A 23,347-nucleotide genomic window follows, 5' to 3' on the forward strand; every position below is an offset into this window, starting at 1 on the left:
ACATCTCCTGAGGTCTCACGCGCACGGCGCAACGCCCGAAGACGGGTTTTACTTGCCCACCAGCTGATTGAGCTTGTCGGCCTCAAAGTTTTCGTGCGTGGCGGCGTCGCGTGGCAGCTGCACCTGTTGGTGCGCGCAGAGTTGCTCCAGCGCTTTCCAGATCATGGCGATCTGGTGTTCCTGTCCGGCGGCATTGTCGATCAAGCCGCGCATGGCCTGGCTCAGCGGGTCGTCGTTTTGCGTCACGCCATAGGCCGAAAAACCCATTTTGGACGCCACTTCTTCGCGCTTGGCATCCTGCTCGGCCTGGATGATGCGGGCCGGGTTGCCCACGGCCGTGGCCCCTGCAGGCACCGGCTTGGTCACCACCGCATTGGAGCCCACCTTGGCGCCATCGCCCACCGTGAAGCCGCCCAGCACTTTGGCGCCAGCGCCGATCACCACATTGCGGCCCAGCGTCGGGTGGCGCTTGGCCCCTTTGTAAAGCGATGTGCCGCCCAGCGTGACGCCGTGGTAAATCGTGCAGCCCTCGCCAATCTCGGCCGTCTCGCCAATCACGATGCCCATGCCGTGGTCAAAAAACACGCGCTCGCCAATCTGGGCGCCCGGGTGAATTTCAATGCCCGTCAACCAGCGCGAGATGTGCGAGATGAAGCGCCCCAGCCACTTGAAGCCGTGGTTCCAGCACCAGTGCGCACGGCGGTGCAACACCAAAGCGTGCAAACCCGGATAGCAGGTCAAGACCTCCCAAGCGGTGCGGGCCGCAGGGTCCCGGTCAAGGATGCACTGGATGTCGGAGCGAAGGCGAGAAAACATAGCCTCTAGTCTATCGCTTGGCCTGAGTGGCCTGGATCATGGCCTTGGCCACCCCACGCAGGATGTGGATTTCTTCGGGGCTCAGCTCCGCCCGGTTGAACAACTGGTTCAAACGGGGCATCAGTTTTTTGGGCGCGGCCGGGTCCAGAAAACCAATGTCGGTCAACGCCTGCTCCCAATGCGTGAGCATGCCCGCGACCTGCTGCGCATCGGCCTTGTCTGCCGGTGCGATCACGTCTTGCACCGGAAAACCGCCCAAAGCCACCCGCCAGTCGTACGCAATCACCTGGATGGCCGAGCCCAGATTGAGCGAGCCGAACTGCGGATTCGTCGGGATCGACAGCGCCACATTGCAGCGGTAAACGTCTTCGTTTTTCATGCCGAAGCGCTCGGAGCCGAACAAAAACGCCACGCTCTGCGCGGGGGCTCCCGCTTTCGTCAGCTCGGCAAAGTGCTCACGGGGCGAGCGGGTGGGCGGGCCAAAGTCGCGCGGCGTCATGGCCGTGGCACACAAATGGGTCACGCCGTCCAAAGCTTCTTCGAGCGTCTCAACCACGCGGGCTTTGGCCAGCACATCGTTGGCACCGCTGGCGCGCTGGATGGTTTCTTCCTTGCGCAGCACATTGGGCCAGCGCGGTTTGACCAGCACCAGGTCGTCAAAGCCCATGACCTTCATGGCCCGGGCGGCCGCCCCCACATTGCCGGCATGGCTGGTTTCTATCAGGATGAATCGCGTTTGCATGCCCCGATTGTCCATGCAAGACCTGCTGCCCCCGGGACAAACCGCCCCATCTGGCGCAAAAGTGCGCCACAAAAGCCCAATTTCGTGGGAAAATCATGGCTTGCCTGCGTGATCGTGCGTGGGCCCATCCCGTTCTTCACACAATTCATGTCGTCCAATCTCCACCCCATGCTCAACGTGGCCATCAAGGCTGCGCGCGCCGCTGGCGCCATCATCAACCGCGCCGCGCTCGACGTTGAGGCTGTTCGCATCTCGCAAAAGCAAGTCAACGACTTTGTGACCGAGGTCGACCACGCGAGTGAAAAAGTCATCATCGACACCCTGCTGACCGCCTACCCTGACCACGGCATCCTGGCCGAAGAGTCGGGCAGCCAGCACGGCAACCCCAACGCTGACCACATCTGGATCATCGACCCCCTGGACGGCACGACCAACTTCATCCACGGCTTCCCTGTTTATTGCGTGAGCATTGCCCTGCAAGTGCGCGGCAAGATCGAGCAAGCCGTCATTTACGACCCCACCCGCAACGACCTGTTCACCGCCACCAAAGGCCGTGGCGCGTTCATGAACGACCGCCGCCTGCGCGTGAGCAAGCGCATCCGCCTGCAGGAATGCATCATCTCCACAGGTTTCCCCTTCCGCAAGGGCGACAACTTCAACCAGTACCTGCGCATGATGGGCGACGTGATGCAACGCACCGCTGGCCTGCGCCGCCCAGGTTCCGCCGCCCTTGACCTGGCCTATGTGGCTGCTGGTTTCACCGATGGTTTCTTTGAAACCGGCCTCTCGCCTTGGGACGTGGCTGCAGGATCGCTGCTGGTCACCGAAGCCGGTGGCCTGATCGGCAACTTCACCGGCGAGTCCGACTTTCTGGAACAAAAAGAATGCCTGGCCGGTGCGCCGCGCATTTACGGCCAATTGGTCACGATTTTGGGCAAGTTCAGCAAATTCGCCAGCGCTGGCGACAAAGCCGCTGCGCGCAGCGCCGTCGATACGCTGAGCCGCGAACGCACCTCGGACAGCCACGACCCGGAGGCCGAAGCGCCTGACGCAGCGGCTGATGGCAGCGAACCCAAAGACGCACCGTTTTAAGCCATGAGCGCGCTCGACCTGAGTGCCCACACCCCCATGATGGCCCAGTACCTGGGCATCAAGGCGGAGTTTCCTGACACGCTGGTGTTCTACCGCATGGGCGACTTTTACGAGTTGTTCTTTGCCGACGCCGAAAAAGCCGCCAGCCTGCTCGACATCACCCTCACGCGCCGTGGCCAGTCGGCAGGGCAACCGGTGGTCATGGCGGGCGTGCCCTTCCATTCGGTCGAGACCTATCTGGCCCGCCTGATCAAGCTGGGCGAATCGGTGGCGCTGTGTGAACAGGTCGGCGACGTGGCCACGGCCAAAGGCCCGGTGGAGCGCAAAGTGGTGCGCGTGGTCACCCCCGGCACCCTGACCGACACCGAGCTGCTGCCCGACAAGAGCGAAGCCATCTTGCTGGCCGTGCACCAGGCGGGCAAAAACCGCTGCGGCCTGGCGTGGCTGAGCGTCACGCAAGGCGTGGTGCATCTGGCCGAATGCGCACAAGACGAACTGGCCGACTGGATCGACCGCATCAGCCCCAGCGAATTGCTGGCCAGCGCAGGCATGACGCCCACGTTTGAGCAAAAGCTGCGCGCCCTCAAAACCACCGGGCGCGGCAGCTGGGCACTGGCCCTGCGGCCCGATTTTCAGTTTGACGCGGGCCTGGGCCAGCGCAAGCTGCTGGAGCAACTGCAAGCCGCATCACTGGCCGCCTGGAGCGCCGACACGCTGAGCGACGCCCAAGCCGCCGCTGCGGCGCTGCTCACTTACGCCGAACACACCCAAGGCCGCAGCCTGCCGCATGTGCAGCGGGTGCAGGTGCAGCGCTCGGACGCGCTCATTGACCTGCCCGCCAGCACCCGCCGCAACCTGGAGCTGACGCAAACCCTGCGCGGCGAGGATTCACCCACGCTGTTTTCGCTGCTGGACACCTGCATGACCGGCATGGGCAGCCGCCTGCTCAAAAGCTGGCTGCTGAGCCCACCGCGTGACCGCCAAGCCGCGATGGACCGCCTGCAAGCCCAAGCCGTGTTGCGCGGCGAAAGCGGTGCTGGCGTGTGGAGCAGCCTGCGCGAACAGCTCAAAGGCGCGAGCGATGTGGAGCGCATCACCGCCCGCACCGCGCTGCGCCAGGTGCGCCCGCGCGAGCTGGTCGCCCTGCGCCATGCGCTGGCGCGTGCGGCCTCGCTGTCCACGCAACTGCAAGCCCTCAAGCCCGAGCCCGGCAGCTTGCTGGCCGGTATGGCCCGCTGGCTCACGCCGCCCACCAACTGCGCCGAGCTGCTGCAAATGGCCCTGCTTGAAGAGCCCGCTGCGCTGGTGCGCGACGGCGGCGTGATCGCCGACGGCCTGGACGCCGAGCTGGACGAGCTGCGCGGCATCCAGACCAACTGCGATGCGTTTTTGCTCGACTTGGAAACCCGCGAAAAAGAGCGCACCGGCATTGCCAACCTGCGCGTGCAGTTCAACAAGGTGCACGGCTTTTACATCGAGGTCACGCAAGGGCAACTCGACAAAGTGCCCGACGACTACCGCCGCCGCCAGACCCTGAAAAACGCCGAGCGTTTCATCACGCCCGAGCTCAAAACCTTTGAAGACAAGGCCTTGTCGGCGCAAGAGCGGGCTCTGGCCCGCGAAAAATGGCTTTACGAAGGCCTGCTCGACCAGCTGCAGCCCTATGTGCCCGCGCTCACCGCTTTGGCGCAGGCCATGGCTTCGCTCGACGTGCTGTGCGCCCTGACCGAGCGCTCGCTCACCCTGAATTGGTGCGCGCCCGAGTTCACCAAAGAGCCCTGCATCGAAATCCGCCAAGGCCGCCACCCGGTGGTCGAGGCGCGGCTGGCTGAAATGTCAGGCGCCAGCTTCATCGCCAACGACACGGTGCTGGGCCCGCGCCAGCGCTTGCAGATCATCACCGGCCCCAACATGGGCGGCAAATCGACCTACATGCGCCAGGTGGCACTGATCGTGCTTTTGGCCAGCATCGGCAGCCATGTGCCCGCCAGCCGCTGCCGACTCGGCCCCATCGACGCCATCCACACCCGGATCGGCGCGGCCGACGACCTGGCCAACGCCCAATCGACCTTCATGCTGGAGATGACCGAAGCCGCGCAAATCTTGCACAGCGCCACGCCGCACAGCCTGGTGCTGATGGACGAGATCGGGCGCGGCACCTCCACCTTTGACGGCCTGGCGCTGGCCAGCGGCATCGCCACGCACCTGCACAACAAAACGCAAGCCTTTGCGCTGTTTGCCACACACTATTTCGAGCTGACCGAATTCCCGGCCACGCACAGCGCCGCCGTCAACATGCATGTGAGCGCGGCCGAGTCCGGCGCGTCCATCGTGTTTTTGCACGAGCTACAACCCGGCCCCGCCAGTAAAAGCTATGGCGTGCAGGTGGCGCGGCTGGCGGGCATGCCTGCTGCCGTGCTCAACCACGCCCGCCATGCGCTTAGCGCGCTCGAGTCGGGCGCGCAAGATGCTCGCGCCCAAGTGGACCTGTTTGCCCCGCCGCCCGAAGCCGAAGCCGCTGGCCCCACCGCTGTCGAAGCGGCCCTGGCCCAAATCAACCCCGACGCCTTGAGCCCCCGCGAGGCGCTCGATGCCCTGTATGCCTTGCAGCGCCTGCTGCCGAAAAATCAAGAGTGAATTCATGACTTATTGCGTTGCCGTCAAAACCCGAGCAGGTCTGGTGTTCCTCTCAGATTCCCGCACCAATGCGGGCCTGGACCAGATCAGCACCTTCCGCAAAATGATCGTCTATGAAAAAGCGGGCGACCGCTTCATGACTTTGTTGTCAGCGGGCAACCTGAGCATTTCTCAATCAGTGCGCGAAGTGCTGCAGATTGAAAAACTGGTCGAGCCTGGCCAAGACGAACCGCTCACCATCTGGAACGCCAAGAGCATGTTCGATGCGACCCGCGTGCTGGGCGCAGCCGTGCGCCGCGTGTACGAGCGCGATGCCGCAGCCCTCAAAGCCTCGGGCGTGGAGTTCAACGTGTCCATGATCTTCGGCGGCCAGATCGGCGGCGAGGGCATGCGCTTGTTCCAAGTCTATTCGCCCGGCAACTTCATCGAAGCGACTGACGAAACGCCTTACTTCCAGATTGGCGAGTCCAAATACGGCAAGCCCGTGCTCGACCGCGTCATCACGCCCGACACCCCGCTGGACGAAGCCGCCAAGTGCGCCCTGGTGTCGATGGACTCGACCCTCAAATCCAACCTGTCAGTCGGCTTGCCGCTGGACATGGTGGTCTACAAAGCGGGCAGCCTGCAAACCGACCGCATCATGTGCATCGACGAGCACAACCCCTACTTTCAGATGCTGCGCTCCAGCTGGGGCGACAAACTGCGCCAGATGTTCGACAGCATCGAAGACCCCATGTGGAACGGCGGCGCGACCGACATCCCGCTCATGGTGCCGCCCACCCGCAATGCCTTGCTCAAGAAAATCACCACACCAGACGAAAAACTGATCTGATGGCCGCCCGCATCGTCTTCTCGCACGGCAACAGCTTTCCGGCCAGCACTTACCGGGTCTTGTTCGACAGCCTGCGTCAGCGCGGGTTTGAAGTCGATGCGGTCGAAAAATTTGGCCACGACCCGAAATACCCGGTCACCAACAACTGGCCGCACCTGGTGCAGCAGTTGGCTGACTTTGCGCGTGAAAGACAAAGTGACAGCGAACCCGCCTTTTTGGTGGGCCACTCACTGGGCGGCATCCTGAGCCTGATGTGCGCAGCCCGTCACCCCGAGCTGGCGCGTGGCGTGGTGCTGATCGACTCGCCCGTGCTGGGCGGCTGGCGCGCCACCACGCTGGGCCTGGCCAAACGCACCCCTTTGATCGGGGCGCTTTCACCCGGACGCATCAGCCAAAAGCGCCGCCACCACTGGCCCAGCGCACAGGCCGCGCTGGAGAGTTTTCAGCACAAAAAATCCTTTGCCCGCTTGGACCCGCAGGTCTTGCGCGACTACATCGAGCACGGCACGCACGACGAAGGCGGCCAGCGCGTGCTCAGTTTTGACCGCGATGTGGAAACCGCGATCTACAACAGCCTGCCGCACAAACTCGACAGCCTGCTCAAGCGCCACCCGCTCAAATGCCCTGCGGCCTTCATCGGCGGCACGCACTCGGCCGAAATGCGCCAGGCGGGGGCAGAACTGACCCACAAGGTGGTCAAGGGCCGCATCATGATGCTCGACGGCTCACACCTGTTCCCCATGGAAAAGCCCCTGGCCACGGCAGCGGCCATCGAAGCAACGCTGCGCAACATCGGGGCCTGATCCGTTCGTGAAAGTCACCATCCCGGACTTGAAGCCAAACTCGTCATCCTGGACTTGATCCAAAACTCGTCATCCCGGACTTGATCCGGGATCCATGACTTGCAGGAGAGATGGCCCCCGGGTCTTCGCCCGGGGTGACAGAACAAGGTCTTCGCCCGGGGTGACAAAAACAAGTTCCTCGTCGAGATGACAAGACAACTTTTCAGCCGGGGGTCACAAAACAACGTCTCTGACCGACTCAAGCCCCGAAAAAACTCATGGTGCCCAAGTCACCAAACCGCTGTAGCTGGTGCCCAGAACCACCAAGCCGAACACGATCCGGTACCAGGCGAAGACCTCAAAGCTGTGGCTGGAGATGAACTTGAGCAGCCAGCGCACGCACACCCAAGCGCTGATGAAAGAGAACAACAAGCCGACACCAAACATCGGCGCATCGGCCATGCTGAGCAAGGCGCGTTCTTTGTACAGGCTGTAAGCCCCCGCGCCAATCAGCGTGGGAATCGCCAGGTAAAAAGAAAAGTCCGTCGCCGCCTTGCGCGACAAGCCCAACAGCATGCCGCCAATGATGGTGGCGCCGCTGCGGCTGGTGCCCGGGATCATGGCCAGGCACTGCACTAGGCCCACCTTGAGCGCATCGCGCCCGCGCATGTCTTCCACCTCGTGGATGCGCACCGTGCTGGCGGGACGACGCTCAGCCCACAAGATGATCAAACCGCCCACGATGAACGTGCTGGCCACAACGCCCGGGGTGAACAAATGCGCCTTGATGGCCTTGCCCAGCAGCAAGCCCAAAATCACTGCGGGCACAAAGCCGATGAACACATTGAAAGCAAAGCGCTGCGCCGCCGCGCTGTGTGGCAAGGCCTGGATGGTCGAGCTGATCTTTTGCCAATACACGATGATCACCGCCAGGATGGCCCCGGTCTGAATGGCAATTTCAAATACCTTGGACTTGTCATCATGCAGCCCCAGCAAATGACCGGCCAAGATCAAATGCCCCGTAGAAGAGATCGGCAAAAACTCTGTCAAACCTTCGACCAGCCCCATCACGGCGGCTTTGATCAGCAATAAAGAATCCACAAGTACTCCAGAAATTTGGAATGGATTATCGCTCGCAGGGCTGCGCATCAGACTCAATGAAGGAATCATCATCAGAACCTGTGTCAAAGTACTGTTTAAAAAATCAAGGAGGAACCATGCAGTGGATTGATGTATCGGCTTGTTTGGTGACTGGCGCATTCACTTTGCTGCCAGGACGCTTGTTGGGCCAATGGCTTTGGTTTGGGTCTGTGGGGTGAGTATGTCCAAGCCAACCCTCCAGCAAACCACCCGCCTTGGCGCTCTGGCCATCACCGCCGTGTGGCTGGCAGTGGCTGCGGTGCTGTACCTGGTGTTTGATCGCATTGAGCAAAACCGCCAGGCGAGCCTCAAGCCCTATGCACTCAGCTCGGGCGATCTGGTCATACCGCGCCAGAGGGACGGTCATTTTCATGTGGAAGGCGAAGTCAACCGCCAGCCTGTGACGTTTTTGGTTGACACCGGCGCCAGCCATGTGAGCGTGAGCCAGGCACTGGCGCAACAAGCGGGACTGCCTTCGGGGCAGGACATCACTTTGCACACCGCCAACGGCCAGCGCCCCGGCCAATTGGTGCGAAACGTGCCGGTGCGTGCTGGCCACTTGGTGCTCAACGATGCCGGTGTGACCGTGGGTCTGAACGGACTTCGGCCTGAACAGGCACTGCTGGGCCAGAACTTCCTGAAACACTTCGATGTGGAAATCCGCCGCGACGAGATGATCCTGCGTCAACGCCCCTGAGGGCCTGCAAGCTCAAGCGGCAGCTGAAGCGCCATCAGCGGCGGCTTTGAGCAGCAACAAAGAATCCACAAGTACTCCAGAAATTTGAAGTGGGTTATCGCCGCTGGCCCCATACGCCACGTCCGGCGCCGCGTACAGCGTCTCGTCCATTGTGAACACTGGGCGCCACACGCCCATGTCCACCCCATACAGGGCGAGGCAAAGCATGACCGTGGTGCTGCTGAATGGATGGCGGTCTGTAGATCGGCATCATCTGAGGGGCATACATGGGCGCCGGCCTGACCATGACCTGCGGGTAATAGACCACCGATGGCGCCGGGTGGGCATAAACCTGCGGATGCCCTATGCGTGAGTGGATCACCACCGAAGGCTCCACCATCACGGGGTGGGCACAGCCGGTCTGCGCAAAAGCGGCCCCCAGCAAACCCAACAGGTACGCCGCTCTGGAAATGGCATTTGGGACTGAAAAACGCATGGTTGGACTCCTTGGATCACGTTGGCTTTTCTTGAAAGCAGACTCCCCTTGTGCCTTAGCGCGCCAGCCACGCCATGCGAGGACAAACAACGCTTCACAATGGTGTCCATTCGTAACGCCGCCCAGCGGGATTGCCCTTTGGCAAGCCCTAAAATCAATCGCTATGACCACCCCCACCAACAACGACACTTCCGCTGACCACAAAGTCAGCAACTTCCTGCGCCAGATCATCGAAAACGACCTGGACAAAGGCACCTACGCCAGCCGCCGCTGGGCCGGCAGCCCCGGCGACGCCGCGCACCACGCTGCGGGCGAGCCCGACCCGGCCAAGATCCGCACCCGCTTTCCGCCCGAGCCCAACGGCTACCTGCACGTGGGCCACGCCAAAAGCATCTGCATCAACTTCGGGCTGGCCCAGGAATACGGCGGCGTGTGCCACCTGCGCTTTGACGACACCAACCCCGAAAAAGAAGACACCGAATACGTCAACAGCATCATCGACGCCGTGAAATGGCTCGGTTTTGACTGGGCCCAGCTCGGACAAGCCGCTGGCAGCGCCGCACCCTACCAAGCCAGCGACTACTTCGACTTCATGTACCGCGCTGCCGAGGCCTTGATTGAAGCCGGACACGCCTATGTGGACGAACAAAGCGCGGAAGACATGCGCGCCAACCGGGGCGACTTTGGCAAGCCCGGCGTGGACAGCCCCTTCCGCACCCGCACCGTGGCAGAAAACCTGACGCGATTCAGAGAAATGCGCGACGGCCAACTGGCCGACGGCGCGGCCGTGCTGCGCGCCAAGATCGACATGGCGTCGCCCAACATCAATATGCGCGACCCGGCCATCTACCGCATCCGCCGCGCCACCCACCACCACACGGGCGACACCTGGTGCATCTACCCGATGTACACCTTTGCCCACCCCATCGAAGACGCGCTGGAGCAAATCACCCACAGCATTTGCACGCTGGAGTTTGAAGACCAGCGCCCGTTTTACGACTGGCTGATGGAGCGCCTGTGCGAATGCCAGCTGCTGGCCGCGCCCAGCCCCAAACAATACGAATTTGCCCGCCTGAACCTGACCTATGTGATCACCAGCAAACGCAAGCTGGCGCAACTGGTCAATGAAGGCAAAGTCAGCGGCTGGGACGACCCGCGCATGCCGACCATCGTGGGCCTGCGCCGCCGGGGCTACACGCCCGAGAGCCTGCGCCTGTTTGCCGACCGCATTGGCGTGACCAAGAGCGACAGCTGGATCGACTACAGCACGCTCGAAGGCTGCCTGCGCGAAGACCTGGAAAACAAAGCCCACCGCGGCATGGCCGTGCTCGACCCCGTCAAGCTGGTGCTGAGCAACTGGGCCGAAGCCTTTGGCTCAGAGGCCTACACCGAAGACTGCACCCAGCCCGCCCTGCCCCACAGCGCCATCGCAGAGGGCCAAACGCACCCGGCTGAGCGCGTGTTCAAAATCGGCAAAGAGGTGTGGATCGAACGCGAAGACTTTGAAGAAGTGCCGCCCAAGGGCTACAAACGCCTCTTCCCCGGCAACGTGGTGCGGCTGAAAGGCGGCTACGTGATCGAATGCACCGGCTGCGCACGCGACGCGGCGGGCAACGTGACCGAGGTGCACGCCAAAGTCATCCCCGGCACCAAGAGCGGCACCCCCGGCGCCGACAGCGTCAAAGCCAAAGCCGCCATCACCTGGGTGTGCGTGGCCGACGGCGTGCAAGCCGAAGTGCGCCTGTACGACCGCCTGTTTGCCGACGCTCACCCCGACGCGGGCGGCAAAGACTTCTTGCAGTCACTCAACCCGAACAGCCTGAAAGTGGTGACGGCCTACGTGGAGCCGTCACTGGCCCAAGCGCAGCCGGACCAGAAGTTTCAGTTTGAGCGCTTTGGGTACTTTGTGGCGGATCGCGCGGATCACGTGGCTGGAGCGAAGCCGGTGTTCAACCGGGTGACGGGGTTGAAGGACAGTTGGGGCAAGTGAGCTCGTTCTGCTAATTTGCCAAGCTGTCATGAAAATTGTCACGTGGAATTGCAATGGTGCACTTCGCAATAAAACCGAAGCACTAGACGAGCTCCGCGCGGACGTTTATGTCGTCCAAGAATGCGAGAACCCGGCCCTGTCAACTTCTACATTTCAAAACTGGGCTGGCGATTACTTGTGGATTGGAAACTCGAAACACAAAGGCTTAGGGATCTTTCCAAAGAACGGCAATCACGTTCGCGCGGCGGACTGGTTTGGAACGTTTTCTCAACCAGGCGTGGTTAATAGCAATCAAGCATCGCAATGGTCAACAACGGACCTCAAACTGTTTGCCCCCTTTATCCTGAACGAAAAATACCAAGTACTTGGCTTATGGACTAAGGCTGAAAATGCCGACGCCTTCCGCTACATTGGGCAACTTTGGAAATACCTGCAAATCCACAGAGACCAGCTTCGTAATGGCAACACCATTGTGTTGGGTGATTTCAATAGCAATCGAATATGGGACAAGCCAGATCGCTGGTGGAACCACTCTGATGTGGTCGAAGAATTAGCTGACATTGGGCTCCAAAGTGTTTATCACCATCAAAAGTGTGAGCGCCAAGGAGAAGAAACTACACCCACTTTCTTTCTCCAACGCAACTTGAACAAGTCCTATCACATCGACTATGTTTTTGTGTCCGATGACTTGCTGCAACATTGCAAAGTTCAAATCGGTGACAGTCGTCAGTGGCTTAGCGTGAGCGACCATATGCCAATGTCATTGGATATCAACGCAGCAGCCTGATCTGTTGGCAATATGACTCCAGAAAAGATCCTCCACTTCTGGTTCACCGAACTCACCTCCAAGCACCACTTCGCCAAAGACCCCGCCTTGGACGAAGCCATCCGCACCCGCTTCGGGGCCACGCTGGAGACGGCGGCGCGGTGTGAGTTGTTTGCCTGGCGCGCCACACCCGAGGGACGCTTGGCCGAGGTCTTGGTGCTGGACCAGTTCTCGCGCAACGTCTACCGCGACACGCCCCGCGCCTTTGCGCAAGACGCTCTGGCCTTGGCGCTGGCGCAAGAGCTGGTGGCCAGTGGGCAAGACCGCAGCCTGCCCCTGGCGCAGCGCAGCTTTGCCTACATGCCCTACATGCACAGCGAGTCCGCCCTGGTGCACGCGCAAGCGGTGGTCCTGTTTGATCAGCCGGGCATGGAAGACACCTTGCGCTTTGAACTGCGCCACCAAGCCATCATCGAGCGCTTTGCCCGCTACCCCCACCGTAACGCCATCCTGGGCCGCGAGTCCACGCCCGAGGAGCTGGTGTTTTTGAGTGAGCCGGGGTCGGGGTTTTGAGCCTGACCGGCAAGTGTTGTCATTCTTGACAACATGCAAGCCATGTTGGCACAATCGCCAACATGCCCGCTGAGCTGATCACCCGATTCAAGAACATCACGCCCGATGGTGGCGTGATTGAACTGGTGGTCTGGCGGGTGCCCACCCCGATTCCACCCACCGAGCACGGTTTCAAATACCGTGCGGTCTATGCCAAGGATGGCGTTCGCATCGTTGGCTTTGACAACGAGCGGGGCAAAGGCGACCACTGCCATTTGGACGGGCAAGAACTGTCATACACATTTGCAGGCGTGGATCAACTGGTGGAAGACTTCATTGCTGCCGTCGCAGCCAGGAGAGCAACATGACCGAACGTTTTTTGACCATCACTTTGCAACCCGACTGGCAAGCCGGTTTGCGTGCCGCCGCACAAGCGGCCCAGCAAAGCACTTACCAAGGCGAGGTGCTCAACTTTGAAAGCCCCGGCCATTTCTTTGGCCAGCTGACCGAAAAGCGCTGGGCGCTGGTACGCACCGCTCAAGGCAAGGGAGAGCTGTCAGTGCGCGAATTGGCACGCTTGGTGGACCGCGACGTCAAGCGCGTGCACGAAGACGTGGTGGTGCTGGCCGACCTGGGCCTTCTGGAACGCACCGAGTCTGGTGGGGTGGTCTGCCCCTATTCGTCCATGCACATCGACATGTACCTCAAGGCGGCATGAGCCATGACCGCCCAACACATCACCACCATCCCCGCCCTTCGCGCCCTCTACGGCCCCGCACGTGAGCGTTCGCTCAAAAAGGAAATCCTGGCGCTGGATGCGCATGCGGTGCAGTTCATTGGCCTGTCGCCGTTTGTGGTGCTGGCCAGCAGCGATGCAGATGGGCACATGGACGCCTCGCCTCGCGGGGGTGAGCCGGGTTTCGTCAAGGTGTTGGACGCACAGACGCTCTTGGTGCCCGATGCGCCGGGCAACAACCGCTTGGACACGCTGGAGAACATCATCGCCACTGGGCGTATTGGCTTGTTGTTCATGGTGCCGGGCTTTGACGAGACTTTGCGGGTGAATGGCCGCGCTGTGCTGTCCACCGACCCGGCTGACTTGGCGCTGTGTGCCGATGCGCGGCGTACGCCTGCGCTGGCCATTCGCGTGGCGGTGGCGTCGGTGTATCTGCATTGCGCCAAGGCCTTCATGCGCTCGCAGTTGTGGGACGCCTCACGCCACGCCGACCGGGCGCAGCTGCCCAGCATGGCCGAGATGATGCGTGACCAGATCCGCGCTTTCAAAGGCGAAGAGATCGTGGCCGAAACGCAGGCCCAGATGCTGGAGCGTTATCGGCAGACCTTGTGAACGCGTGCACCGTTGCGGTGCAGCAAGTTGTTCCGTGCTTCTGTGAATGAAGCTGTGGACAAGTCCATGAACATCCCTGCGAAGCCTTGCCCAGCGGGGCTTGGCGCGCATTGCCTTTTTAAGAGGCAGCCGAGTCGGCTTATTTTTTCTGCACCGGATTGGCCAGCAGCAAGTTGGCCGGATAGGCCCGCATGAATTCACGTGCTTTGTCGATCGGTGCGCTCAGCCAAGCGGCCAAGGCCCCTTCGTTCAGGATGGCGGGCATGCGTTTTTCGTTGCCGTTTTGGCCGTAGCGGTTCATCAGCGCGTGGCTGTTGGCGTTCACCGTGAGCAAGGTGAAGCTGGTGATGCTTTCGCCGTCTTTGGCCCAGTGTTCCCACAAACCAGCCACGCCCATGGGTTTGCCGTCCACGCGAGCGATGCGGGTGGGCACGGCTTTGCCGCTGCGCCAGTCGTCTTCCAAAAAGGCTTGCATCGGGATGATGCAGCGCTGGCCCTTGAGCCAGGTGTCGCGCGTAGGCGTGGCGGTGCTCATGGTTTCGTAGCGGGTCACGGCCAGTTTGGTCGAGCGCAGTTTGGCGTCCGAGGTGGACTTGACCCATCCGGGCACCAGGCCGAATTGGCCCTGGGCGAGTTCCATCACCAGCGGCTGCTGGGCGTCTGCTGTGGCGGTGTCGCCCTCAGCCTGTGCCTTGCGGATGAAAAAGCCCTGTTTGCGTGGCCAGACTTCTTTGTCCAGCAGTGTTTCGGGGGCCGAGACGCCAAAGGCCTCGGCATAAAGGTCGGCGCTTTTCAGGCATTCGTATTGAGAGCTCATGCGGGGGATGCTAACCCACGCATCGTGGGGCGCCACACATTGTCGGACCTGAAGGGGCCGACCTCAAGGAGCCAGATGGTGTGACCTGATACGCTCACGGCCATGCTGATCCGCTTCAACAAACCCTATGGCGTGCTCAGCCAGTTCACCCCCGAGGGGCGCTGGCAGGGCCTGAAGGACCACATCGACCTGCCCGGTGTGTACGTGGCCGGGCGGCTGGACGCAGACAGCGAGGGTTTGCTGCTGCTGACCGACGATGGTCAACTGCAGGCGCGCATTGCCGATCCGCGCTTCAAGATGGAAAAGACTTACTTGGTGCAGGTCGAGGGCGTGGTGGACGACAAAGCACTGACGGCCCTGGCCCGGGGCGTGACGCTGAACGACGGCCTCACCCTGCCTGCCCGCGCCCAGGCGGTAGCGCCGCCAGCTGACTTGTGGCCGCGCAACCCGCCCATTCGCGAGCGTAAGAACATCCCGACTTCGTGGCTGGAGTTGTCCATCCGCGAAGGCCGCAACCGGCAAGTGCGCCGCATGACCGCTGCGGTGGGCTTGCCCACGTTGCGCCTGATCCGCACCGCCATTGGCCCGTACCACTTGCGTGACCTGCCTACAGGCACATGGCAGCAGGTGGAATAGGGTTTCGGACACAATCTCGCATCCGCTCAATCACCAACAAGGAAAAACATGTCCGATTTGCTCCAGAAAATGCAGTGGCGCTACGCTTGCAAAAAGATGGACCCGACCAAAGTCGTGCCGCAAGACAAAGTCGACCGCATCGTGGAAGCCGCACGCCTGGCCCCCACATCGAGCGGCTTGCAGCCGTTTGAAGTGATCGTGGTCAGCAACGCAGCTGTGCGTGCGCAGATCCAGCCCAAGGCCTACAACCAGGCCCAAGTGACCGAAGGCTCGCACCTGCTGGTGTTTGCCGCGTGGGACAACTACACGGCCGAGCGCATCAACCACATGTTTGACCTGACCAACGCCGAGCGCGGTGGCACCAACGAAGGCTGGGAAAACTACCGCAAGATGCTGTTGGCCAATTACCCAGGCCGCGATGCCAAGGTGAACTTCGAGCACGCAGCTCGCCAGGCCTACATTGGCTTGGGCGCTTCCTTGATTGCGGCGGCTTTTGAAGAAGTCGACGCCACCCCGATGGAAGGCTTTGAGCCTGCCGCGGTGGATGAGATTCTGGGCCTGGCTGCGCGTAACCTGCGCAGCGTGGCCATCGTGCCGCTGGGCTACCGCGCTGAAGGCGACTGGCTGGTCGGTCTCAAAAAGGTCCGCCGCCCACGCGAGCAGTTTGTGACCGAAGTGAAATAAGTCATGGATGCCGGATCAAGTCCGGCATGACATCTGATTGCTCAAGTCCGGCATGGCGTTGGTCTGTTCAAGTGCGACATGACGTTGACTTGTTCAAGCCTGGCATGACATCAAGCGATGGATATGTCACCCCGGGCTTGACCCGGGGTCCATCGCGTCACAGGGCATTGACGCTGGTCCAGTGCATTGCGGCAGCGCCCATCAACGAGTTTGTGCCTTACCATCGAAGACTTCCCAATCCGGGATGACCACCGAGGATGCATCATGGCCAAAGGCGAACAACGCAGCAACAAAATGGCCAAGAAGCCTAAAAAAGACATGTCTGCACCGAAGACTTACACCTCGGACCGCCCCATGGCACCGACCACTTTTGTGGCGCCTCGCGGCAAAGTCAAACCCTCCTGATCTGCTGCCCTGATGGGCCCGGGCTCACTGGCCCTTTGAGTTTTCGATGACACCGATCCATGAAGATGAGCACCTGCTGGTGCTCGAAAAACCCAGCGGACTGCTCTCTGTGCCCGGTCGCGGCCCCGACAAGCAAGACTGCCTGTCCAAACGCGTGCAAGACGTCTACCCCGAAGCCCTGATCGTGCACCGGCTCGACCAGGACACCTCCGGCTTGCTGCTCATGGCGCGGGGCATCGAGGCACAACGCCGCCTGAGCCGTTTGTTTGAAACCCGTCAGGTCAAAAAGCGCTACGTGGCCGTGGTGGCGGGTCATCCCGCACAAACGCAAGCCGCGCAGGCGGCCGACGAAGAGGGCTGGCGCACGATCGACGGCCCCATCTTGCTGGACTGGGAGCGTCGCCCCATCCACATCATCCACCCCGATGGCAAAGCCAGCCGCAGCCGCTGGCGTGTGCTGGATACGGGCGAGACGGTCACCTTGATCGAGCTGGAGCCCGTGACGGGACGCACCCACCAGCTGCGCGTGCACCTGCAAAGCATTGGCCACCCCATGCTGGGTGACTCGCTGTATGCGCCGCCCGACATCAAAGCGCTGAGCCCGCGCTTGATGCTGCATGCACAAGAATTGGCGTTTGCGCACCCCTTCACCGAGGCCGAAATGGCCTTCAAAATCCCCACTGCATGGTCGGCGTCGGCGCCTTATTGGGTCATCTGATCAACATCTCCATCTGGCCCAGGGAAGGCGCCTGCGACTGGCTACAATTCTCAGGTTCCAGAAATACCAATGAGGCTATGTTTTTTGATCAAAAATCGCTGTCTTTGACGGCACCAAAGCATTCATATTCACGGATGATTTGGGCGCTGCAAGTAGCCCTGGGCTTGACCGGTGCAATGACCGCTCAGGCAGCCCTGTCTCCACAAGACAACATCAAACAAGCCATTCAGACCGGTCAACTGGAGCAGGCCCTCAAGCTCGTCCAGCAAGAGCGCCAAGCCGCCCCCAAAGATTTGCAGCTGCGCTTTCTCGAAGGCGTGATCCAGGCCCAGCAAGGCCAAACCGACAAGGCCATCGACACGTTCAAGAAACTCACCGAGTCCAACCCCGACTTGTCCGAGGCCTACAACAACCTGGGCGTGCTGTATGCGTCCAAAGGCAAGCTCGAAGAATCCCGTGCCAACCTGGAAAAAGCCCTGCTGACGCACCCCAGCTATGCTGCGGCTCACCGGAATTTGTCCGACATCCAAAGTCAGTTGGCCAAACAAACCTATGCCAAGGCTTTGCAAGTGGACAGCAAAGTCAAAAACAGCACCCCGCAACTGACCTTGCTCGGCAGCATGGACCCCAGCAAGCGAGCACCCGCCCAAGCCACTGCGCCCACTGCACCTGTAGCAGTTGCTCCTGCTGCAACGCCAGTGGCCCCCCAGTCGCCAGCACCCGAGGCAGCCAAACCCGCAGCGGTGGCGCCCGTGGCAGTCACTCCGAATCCAGCGGCCGCGGCGACAACAACACCCACAACACCCACTGCAGCCAAGCCAGCTGCTGCAGCGCCTGTTGCGGTTGTGCCCACGCCTATCGCCACGCCCAAACCTGAGCCCAAGAAAGACGATGCTCAGCAAAAGCAGGCCAAGGTCGACAACACTGACGTTCGCAACGCCGTGCTGGCCTGGGCCAAGGCTTGGAGCCAAAAGGACATGACCCGCTATTTGGGTGCTTACGCCAGCAGCTTCACACCCGACAAAATGTCGCGCGCCAAATGGGAAAGCGATCGCCGCGCGCGCATCGTTTCCAAAAAAACCATCAGCGTGGAAGTGAACAATTTCAAGGTGGAGGTCAGCGGGAACAAGGCGACTGCGCGTTTCCAGCAAATCTACGAGTCGGACAACTTCAAAGGCAACAGCCACAAGACCCTTGAAATGGTCAAGCAAGGCGACCATTGGCTCATCACGCGTGAGACGGTGAATTGAACTTCCCGCGCTTTCCCACTCGACAACAACCGCACAAAAGCAAGGCATCCTGGCACTTGCGATGGGCTGTGCCGACCTTGTTGGTGGCCTCTTTTGGCCTGACCGGCTGGTGGCTGTCAAACCACAACCGTTTGCCCGCCAGTCTGCAAGACAGTTTCAAGGTTTCTCCAGAGCCCATGCGCTGGAAGCTCGAATTCGAGCCCAGTGCCACGGCCGCCGTCATCAACGCCAAAGATCCTGAGACGCTGGTCCGCCAGATCTACCAACACTTGGGCGAAGGCGAGCGCGCTCAGGCCTTGGACACCGCACGTGCCTTGACCACCCGATTCCCCACATTCCAATTGGGCCAACTGCTTTACGCGGATTTGCTCAACATCAGCAGCCTGCAGCCCGTTGAAGGCTTCGATCTGGATGCCGACACCAAGCCCTCGGCCATGCGCCGGCTTGAAGAATTGGTCATGGAGGCCAAGCGCCGCATGACGCGCACAGCACCTCAGGCACTGGAAGGCCAGGTACCTGCCGCCGTGGCGTTTCTGGCCGCTCAGCAACCCTACCTCGCGGCGGTGGATGCATCACGCTCACGCTTGTACTGGTTTGCCAATCGCACCGGCGCAGATGGGCAACTCAAGCTGGAGTTGCTCAAGGAAACCTATATCTCCGTGGGCATCAACGGTGTCGGCAAGGTCAAGGAAGGCGATGGCAAAACGCCCATTGGCGTGTATTTCATCCAGAAAAATTTGCCCGGCGCCACGCTGCCAGATTTGTTTGGATCGGGTGCTTTGACACTGAACTTCCCGAATGCTGTGGATGCCATGCGTAACAAGACGGGCTCGGGCATCTGGTTGCACGGCACGCCCAGCGCCCAGTATTCACGCGCACCAGAGGCCACTGACGGCTGCGTCGTGCTGGCCAATGCCGAAATCGAAGAACTGCTCCGCTTGCCCGGCTGGCGCATGACGCCCGTGGTGATCGCAGAAAAGCTCGATTGGATTCCCTCAGGCCAAGCGCCCACCACGTACACCCAATTTCAGCCCACACTGGACCAATGGTTGGCTGATCGCCAAAACGGCGATGCTGAGAAACTCAAGCGCTACTACAGCCAGCGTTTTGAGCGTGATGCACTGGATTTGGACCATTGGTGGCCCAAACTGGTTCAAGGTGTGCAAGGCGCACGCAAAGCCAAACCGCTCGAAGTCGTGTCGGTCCTGCACTGGAACGATGGCGAGGAGACCGTGGTCGTGACCATGACCGACCCCAACATGCGGGACAAACGCCAAGCCATTTACCTGCGCACCTATTGGCAAAAGGAAGCCGACCAGTGGAAGCTTGTGTTTGAAGGCCCGACCTGATCGGCCCGAGCCTGCACCGCGCATGAGCCAGGACATTCCATTCTTCAATGCCCACATCGCGCCCGATGGCGGCAGCTTTGACGCCTGGCGTGAACAAACTTTGCTGGACGCCTTGGAGCAAGGTGGCCTGCAGTGGCCCAGCTCCTGCCGCTCGGGCACCTGCCGCACCTGTATCGGCCACTTGGTCTCAGGCCAGGTGCACTACGAGATGGCCTGGCCCGGCCTGACCGCTGAAGAAAAAGCCGAAGGCTGCGTGTTGCCTTGCGTGGCGTACCCGATGGGTGACGTGGTGCTCAAAGACCCCTTCGCTGACTGAGCTTCGTCGCGGCCATGTGCATGGGCACGCGGGGGCGTGCCTGCACGGCACGCCCGGCACCTCAGTCGCCGATGCCCAGCTCCTGGATCTTGCGGGTGATGGTGTTGCGCCCGATGCCCAGTTTTTGAGCCGCTTCGATGCGCCGCCCCCGCGTGGTCGACAAGGCCGCCTGGATCAGGCTGGTTTCAAAACGCCGCGTGAGCACATCCCACACATCGGTGCGCCCCGCGTTGAGCAAAGCCAAGGCCTCTTCCTCCAGACCCGACTCCCACATGACGCCAGTGGCGATCGCAGGCGCTGCCACCAGCGCACTCACGGCAGGCACAAACGCTGAGTCAGCCAACGGCGGGGCCACTGACGCTGTGGGCGCATCCCCTGCCGCCACAAGTGTGGGTGAGCCCGCTGCCAAGACCTCTGGCGGCAAGTCCTTGAGCTCAATGAGTTGCGATGGCGCCATGACAGTCAGCCAGTGGCAAATGTTTTCCAGCTGACGCACGTTGCCCGGAAACTGGAACTGCCCCAGCTTGTCCATGGCCGCTTCTGCCATGCGCTTGGGCTCTACACCCAGTTGCTGCGCACTGCGCTGCAGGAAATAACGCGCCAGCATGGGCACGTCTTCGCGGCGTTCGCGCAGCGCAGGCAAGCGCAAACGGATCACGTTCAGGCGGTGGAACAAGTCTTCACGGAAGACGCCTTGTTTGACGCGCTCCTCCAGATCCTGGTGGGTGGCGGCGATCACGCGCACATTGGCCTTGACCGCGCTGTGACCACCCACGCGGTAGAAATGGCCGTCCGACAAAACACGCAGCAAACGGGTCTGCAGGTCGAACGGCATGTCCCCGATTTCATCGAGGAACAAGGTTCCGCCATCGGCCTGCTCAAAACGGCCGCGCCGTGAAGCTTGTGCGCCCGTGAAGGCACCCCGCTCGTGGCCGAACAATTCACTCTCCAGCAAATCCTTGGGGATGGCGGCGGTGTTGATGGCCACAAAGGGCTGGTTGGCACGCGGCGAATGCTTGTGCAGCGCATGCGCCACCAATTCCTTGCCCGAACCCGACTCACCGGTGATGAGCACAGTGACATGGCTTTGCGCCAAGCGACCAATGCCCCGAAAAACGTCCTGCATGGCCGGGGCTTGCCCAAGCATCTCGGGCGCTTCCACCAACTTCTCTTCGGCCACGTCTTCGCGCTGGCTTTCGTCCACCGCCCGGCGGATCAGCTCCACCGCCTTGGGCAAATCAAACGGCTTGGGCAGGTACTCAAAGGCGCCGCTTTGGAAGGCCGAGACGGCACTGTCCAGATCAGAGAAGGCCGTCATGATGATGACGGGCAAACCGGGCATGCGCTGCTTGATGGTGGCCAACAGGTCCAAGCCCGAGCCCCCGGGCATGCGGATGTCGCTGACCAGCACCTGCGGGCCATCGCGACCTTCTTCCGAGTCGAGCGCTTTCAGGACCTCGCGGGGGTTGGTAAAGCTGCGCGTGGGCAGGCCTTCGCGCAGCAATGCTTTCTCAAGCACAAAGCGGATGGATTGGTCATCGTCTACGATCCAGATCGGCTTCATTTGAGGGGCTTTCTTGGGTTCAAGGCAACGGAATCAAAATCTTGAAGTCCGTACGACCGGGCTCGCTGTCACACTCGATCATGCCGTGGTGCTGTTGCACAAAGGTTTGCGCCAATGTCAGCCCCAGGCCCGAGCCGCCTTCGCGCCCCGAAATCAGCGGGAAGAAAATGCGGTCCTTGATCGAGTCTGGAACACCAGGCCCGTTGTCCATCACATGCAATTCCAGTGCCAGGCGATAACGCTGCTTGCCAAACGTGACTTGCCTCAAGATCCGGCTCTTGAATGTGATCTGTGCATCGCCTTGCGCGATGCGCTCTGCCAAGGCTTGCGCCGCATTGTGCGAGATGTTGAGCACCGTCTGGATCAACTGCTCGCGGTCGCCCCGGAACTCGGGGATCGAGGTGTCGTAATCGCGCACGACTTTCAAACCCTTGGGGAACTCGGCCAGGATCAAGGACCGAACGCGCTCGCACACTTCGTGGATGTTCACATCCCCCACCACATGCGGACGGCGGTGCGGCGCCAACAGCCGATCCACCAGCGTTTGCAGGCGATCCGCTTCGTGGATGATGACCTGTGTGTATTCGGTGAGGTCTTTGTTGTCCAGCTCCATCTCGAGCAACTGGGCCGAACCTCGGATGCCGCCCAGCGGGTTCTTGATCTCGTGGGCCAAATTGCGGATCAGCTCCTTGTTGGCCTGGGCCTGCTCCAGCAAACGCTCTTCGCGCTCCTGGCGGGTTTGCTGCTCCACCGGCAGCAGCTCGATGATCACTTCGTCGGCACGGTCCGAGGGCGCCACGATCATGTGCACCGGCAAGCTGTCGCCATGGTGCAAGCGGTTGAGCATGGCTTCGTAGCGCAGCGCTGCAAACTCGTTCGAGCGTGCGCCGACCAAGGCATTTTTCAAAGGTTGTGCATCGGCAAAAAAATCGGGCAAATAAGCCCCCATCAAACTGCGTCGCGACATGCCCATCACGTCTTCCAGGGCCGCGTTGACAAAACTGATGCGCCCTTCGCCCTCGATCACGGCGATGGGGGTGGCCAACAAATCAAAGGCCTGAAAACGGGAAACGGGTGAAGACATGGTCTTGCTCAAGGGTTGGCCGCCACAGGGCGGCGGGAAAGCTCACGCTGAAGGCTGTCGATGTCACGCTGCTTGCGCTCGATGGCGGCTTTGGCGGCCGTCACTTTTTCGGGCGCTTGGCCTGCAGGCAGGTCCTTGAAGGCCTGCTGCAACTGCGCTTGTTGGCGCTGGGCCTGATCGAGCTCCTGCAGCAAGATGGCGCGGGCCTGCACATCGCGTTCGCGCTGCGTGGCCGTTGAATCATCCGTTTTGGTGCGCGTGGATGGCACCAAGGCAGTGCCCTCATCCGAAGTGGTGCGCACGGCCTGCGCCGCGCCCTTGGGGCGTGTGCCTTCGATCACCGTGACGGCAGACGAGATGGCCACGCGCACGCAGGCCTTGCCTTGCGGTGCATTGGTGTACTCCTGACCGCAGCGGTAAACGGCGTCCTGTGCCTGCACCTGCACAGCCATGCAGCCCACCAAGACCCACAACAAGCGGCAAAAAAAAGGACGGCCGAAGCCGTCCTTTTTTGCACTGAGCTGTGCAATCCGCATGGTGTGGATTACAGCGAGTAGTACATGTCGTATTCGACAGGAGACACTTCCACGCGGCTGCGGTTGACTTCTTGCATCTTCAAGTCGATGTAAGCGTCGATCCACGAGTCGGTGAACAC

General features: G+C 61.2%; 26 protein-coding genes. 18 read left to right on the forward strand and 8 right to left on the reverse strand.

Features of this window, described 5'->3' with window-relative positions:
• Positions 1–48: 48 nt before the first annotated feature.
• Positions 49–816, reverse strand: coding sequence for a serine O-acetyltransferase (cysE, locus tag Q1W40_RS12385; protein ID WP_300712482.1), 768 nt, complete (start codon positions 814–816; stop codon positions 49–51).
• Between the two features lie 10 nt (positions 817–826).
• The gene (locus Q1W40_RS12390; protein WP_300712485.1) at positions 827–1,558 is read right to left on the reverse strand and encodes an RNA methyltransferase; all 732 of its coding nucleotides are present in this window, start codon (positions 1,556–1,558) and stop codon (positions 827–829) included.
• 147 nt (positions 1,559–1,705) lie between these two features.
• Here Q1W40_RS12390 and Q1W40_RS12395 point away from each other — a divergent pair, with 147 nt between their 5' ends.
• The 4 genes from Q1W40_RS12395 to Q1W40_RS12410 are packed head-to-tail and all read left to right on the forward strand — an operon-like array spanning position 1,706 to position 6,922.
• On the forward strand, positions 1,706–2,650 hold the full coding sequence (locus Q1W40_RS12395; RefSeq protein WP_300712488.1) for an inositol monophosphatase family protein: 945 nt from the start codon (positions 1,706–1,708) through the stop codon (positions 2,648–2,650).
• Positions 2,651–2,653: 3 nt separating this feature from the next.
• Complete coding sequence (mutS, locus tag Q1W40_RS12400; protein ID WP_300712491.1) at positions 2,654–5,287, forward strand: DNA mismatch repair protein MutS; 2,634 nt, start codon at positions 2,654–2,656, stop codon at positions 5,285–5,287.
• Between the two features lie 4 nt (positions 5,288–5,291).
• Entirely contained in the window at positions 5,292–6,119 is an 828-nt protein-coding gene (locus tag Q1W40_RS12405) for a proteasome-type protease (RefSeq protein ID WP_300712494.1), read from the forward strand.
• Positions 6,119–6,922, forward strand: a complete 804-nt coding sequence (locus tag Q1W40_RS12410) for an alpha/beta hydrolase (protein ID WP_300712497.1) — start codon at positions 6,119–6,121, stop codon at positions 6,920–6,922. Before Q1W40_RS12405 ends, Q1W40_RS12410 begins: the two co-directional genes overlap by 1 nt.
• 255 nt (positions 6,923–7,177) lie before the next feature.
• Here Q1W40_RS12410 and Q1W40_RS12415 read toward each other — a convergent pair whose 3' ends face one another.
• On the reverse strand, positions 7,178–8,002 hold the full coding sequence (locus Q1W40_RS12415) for an undecaprenyl-diphosphate phosphatase (protein ID WP_300712500.1): 825 nt from the start codon (positions 8,000–8,002) through the stop codon (positions 7,178–7,180).
• A 220-nt stretch (positions 8,003–8,222) separates the two neighbouring features.
• On the opposite strand from Q1W40_RS12415, the gene Q1W40_RS12420 reads away from it, so the two are divergent.
• Positions 8,223–8,738, forward strand: a complete 516-nt coding sequence (locus tag Q1W40_RS12420) for a retropepsin-like aspartic protease (protein WP_158270100.1) — start codon at positions 8,223–8,225, stop codon at positions 8,736–8,738.
• A 94-nt stretch (positions 8,739–8,832) separates the two neighbouring features.
• Here the strand turns inward: Q1W40_RS12420 and Q1W40_RS12425 are convergent, their stop codons facing one another.
• The gene (locus Q1W40_RS12425; protein WP_300712505.1) at positions 8,833–9,213 is read right to left on the reverse strand and encodes a hypothetical protein; all 381 of its coding nucleotides are present in this window, start codon (positions 9,211–9,213) and stop codon (positions 8,833–8,835) included.
• A 163-nt stretch (positions 9,214–9,376) separates the two neighbouring features.
• Here Q1W40_RS12425 and Q1W40_RS12430 point away from each other — a divergent pair, with 163 nt between their 5' ends.
• From Q1W40_RS12430 to Q1W40_RS12455, 6 genes are all read left to right on the forward strand, one after another.
• Entirely contained in the window at positions 9,377–11,203 is a 1,827-nt protein-coding gene (locus Q1W40_RS12430) for a glutamine--tRNA ligase/YqeY domain fusion protein (RefSeq protein WP_300712508.1), read from the forward strand.
• Between the two features lie 28 nt (positions 11,204–11,231).
• Positions 11,232–11,990, forward strand: a complete 759-nt coding sequence (locus Q1W40_RS12435; RefSeq protein ID WP_300712511.1) for an endonuclease/exonuclease/phosphatase family protein — start codon at positions 11,232–11,234, stop codon at positions 11,988–11,990.
• 12 nt (positions 11,991–12,002) lie between these two features.
• On the forward strand, positions 12,003–12,542 hold the full coding sequence (locus Q1W40_RS12440; protein WP_300712514.1) for a DUF924 family protein: 540 nt from the start codon (positions 12,003–12,005) through the stop codon (positions 12,540–12,542).
• Between the two features lie 62 nt (positions 12,543–12,604).
• Positions 12,605–12,889 carry a DUF6516 family protein gene (locus tag Q1W40_RS12445; protein ID WP_300712517.1) on the forward strand — a complete coding sequence of 95 codons (285 nt, stop codon included), beginning with the start codon at positions 12,605–12,607 and terminating at the stop codon, positions 12,887–12,889.
• Positions 12,886–13,239, forward strand: a complete 354-nt coding sequence (locus Q1W40_RS12450; RefSeq protein ID WP_300712519.1) for a hypothetical protein — start codon at positions 12,886–12,888, stop codon at positions 13,237–13,239. Before Q1W40_RS12445 ends, Q1W40_RS12450 begins: the two co-directional genes overlap by 4 nt.
• Before the next feature lie 3 nt (positions 13,240–13,242).
• The gene (locus Q1W40_RS12455; protein ID WP_300712522.1) at positions 13,243–13,869 is read left to right on the forward strand and encodes a pyridoxamine 5'-phosphate oxidase family protein; all 627 of its coding nucleotides are present in this window, start codon (positions 13,243–13,245) and stop codon (positions 13,867–13,869) included.
• Positions 13,870–14,008: 139 nt separating this feature from the next.
• On the opposite strand, the gene Q1W40_RS12460 is transcribed toward Q1W40_RS12455, so the two are convergent.
• Positions 14,009–14,686, reverse strand: a complete 678-nt coding sequence (locus tag Q1W40_RS12460; RefSeq protein ID WP_300712525.1) for an SOS response-associated peptidase family protein — start codon at positions 14,684–14,686, stop codon at positions 14,009–14,011.
• 102 nt (positions 14,687–14,788) lie between these two features.
• Here Q1W40_RS12460 and Q1W40_RS12465 point away from each other — a divergent pair, with 102 nt between their 5' ends.
• The 7 genes from Q1W40_RS12465 (at position 14,789) to Q1W40_RS12495 (ending at position 20,044) form a co-directional block, all read left to right on the forward strand.
• Positions 14,789–15,322: a pseudouridine synthase gene (locus Q1W40_RS12465; protein WP_300712528.1), complete on the forward strand. Its 534-nt coding sequence runs from the start codon at positions 14,789–14,791 to the stop codon at positions 15,320–15,322.
• A gap of 48 nt (positions 15,323–15,370) precedes the next feature.
• Entirely contained in the window at positions 15,371–16,006 is a 636-nt protein-coding gene (locus Q1W40_RS12470) for an NAD(P)H-dependent oxidoreductase (RefSeq protein WP_108325053.1), read from the forward strand.
• A 264-nt stretch (positions 16,007–16,270) separates the two neighbouring features.
• Positions 16,271–16,411 carry a hypothetical protein gene (locus Q1W40_RS12475; protein WP_300712533.1) on the forward strand — a complete coding sequence of 47 codons (141 nt, stop codon included), beginning with the start codon at positions 16,271–16,273 and terminating at the stop codon, positions 16,409–16,411.
• A gap of 46 nt (positions 16,412–16,457) precedes the next feature.
• Complete coding sequence (locus tag Q1W40_RS12480) at positions 16,458–17,129, forward strand: RluA family pseudouridine synthase (protein ID WP_300712536.1); 672 nt, start codon at positions 16,458–16,460, stop codon at positions 17,127–17,129.
• A gap of 176 nt (positions 17,130–17,305) precedes the next feature.
• On the forward strand, positions 17,306–18,379 hold the full coding sequence (locus tag Q1W40_RS12485) for a tetratricopeptide repeat protein (RefSeq protein WP_300712539.1): 1,074 nt from the start codon (positions 17,306–17,308) through the stop codon (positions 18,377–18,379).
• A gap of 56 nt (positions 18,380–18,435) precedes the next feature.
• Positions 18,436–19,728 (forward strand): L,D-transpeptidase, encoded by a 1,293-nt coding sequence (locus Q1W40_RS12490; protein ID WP_300712542.1) that lies wholly within the window; start codon positions 18,436–18,438, stop codon positions 19,726–19,728.
• A 22-nt stretch (positions 19,729–19,750) separates the two neighbouring features.
• The gene (locus Q1W40_RS12495; RefSeq protein ID WP_300712554.1) at positions 19,751–20,044 is read left to right on the forward strand and encodes a 2Fe-2S iron-sulfur cluster binding domain-containing protein; all 294 of its coding nucleotides are present in this window, start codon (positions 19,751–19,753) and stop codon (positions 20,042–20,044) included.
• 61 nt (positions 20,045–20,105) lie between these two features.
• On the opposite strand, the gene ntrC is transcribed toward Q1W40_RS12495, so the two are convergent.
• From ntrC to Q1W40_RS12510, 3 genes are read right to left on the reverse strand one after another with little or no spacing between them, the layout of a single operon-like run.
• Entirely contained in the window at positions 20,106–21,608 is a 1,503-nt protein-coding gene (gene ntrC, locus Q1W40_RS12500; RefSeq protein ID WP_300712545.1) for a nitrogen regulation protein NR(I), read from the reverse strand.
• 19 nt (positions 21,609–21,627) lie between these two features.
• Entirely contained in the window at positions 21,628–22,692 is a 1,065-nt protein-coding gene (gene glnL / locus Q1W40_RS12505; RefSeq protein WP_300712547.1) for a nitrogen regulation protein NR(II), read from the reverse strand.
• Between the two features lie 8 nt (positions 22,693–22,700).
• Complete coding sequence (locus Q1W40_RS12510) at positions 22,701–23,228, reverse strand: hypothetical protein (RefSeq protein ID WP_300712549.1); 528 nt, start codon at positions 23,226–23,228, stop codon at positions 22,701–22,703.
• Positions 23,229–23,347 lie beyond the last annotated feature (119 nt).

The organism is Limnohabitans sp. (assembly GCF_030158565.1).
In the GTDB taxonomy this organism is placed as follows: domain Bacteria; phylum Pseudomonadota; class Gammaproteobacteria; order Burkholderiales; family Burkholderiaceae_C; genus Limnohabitans_A.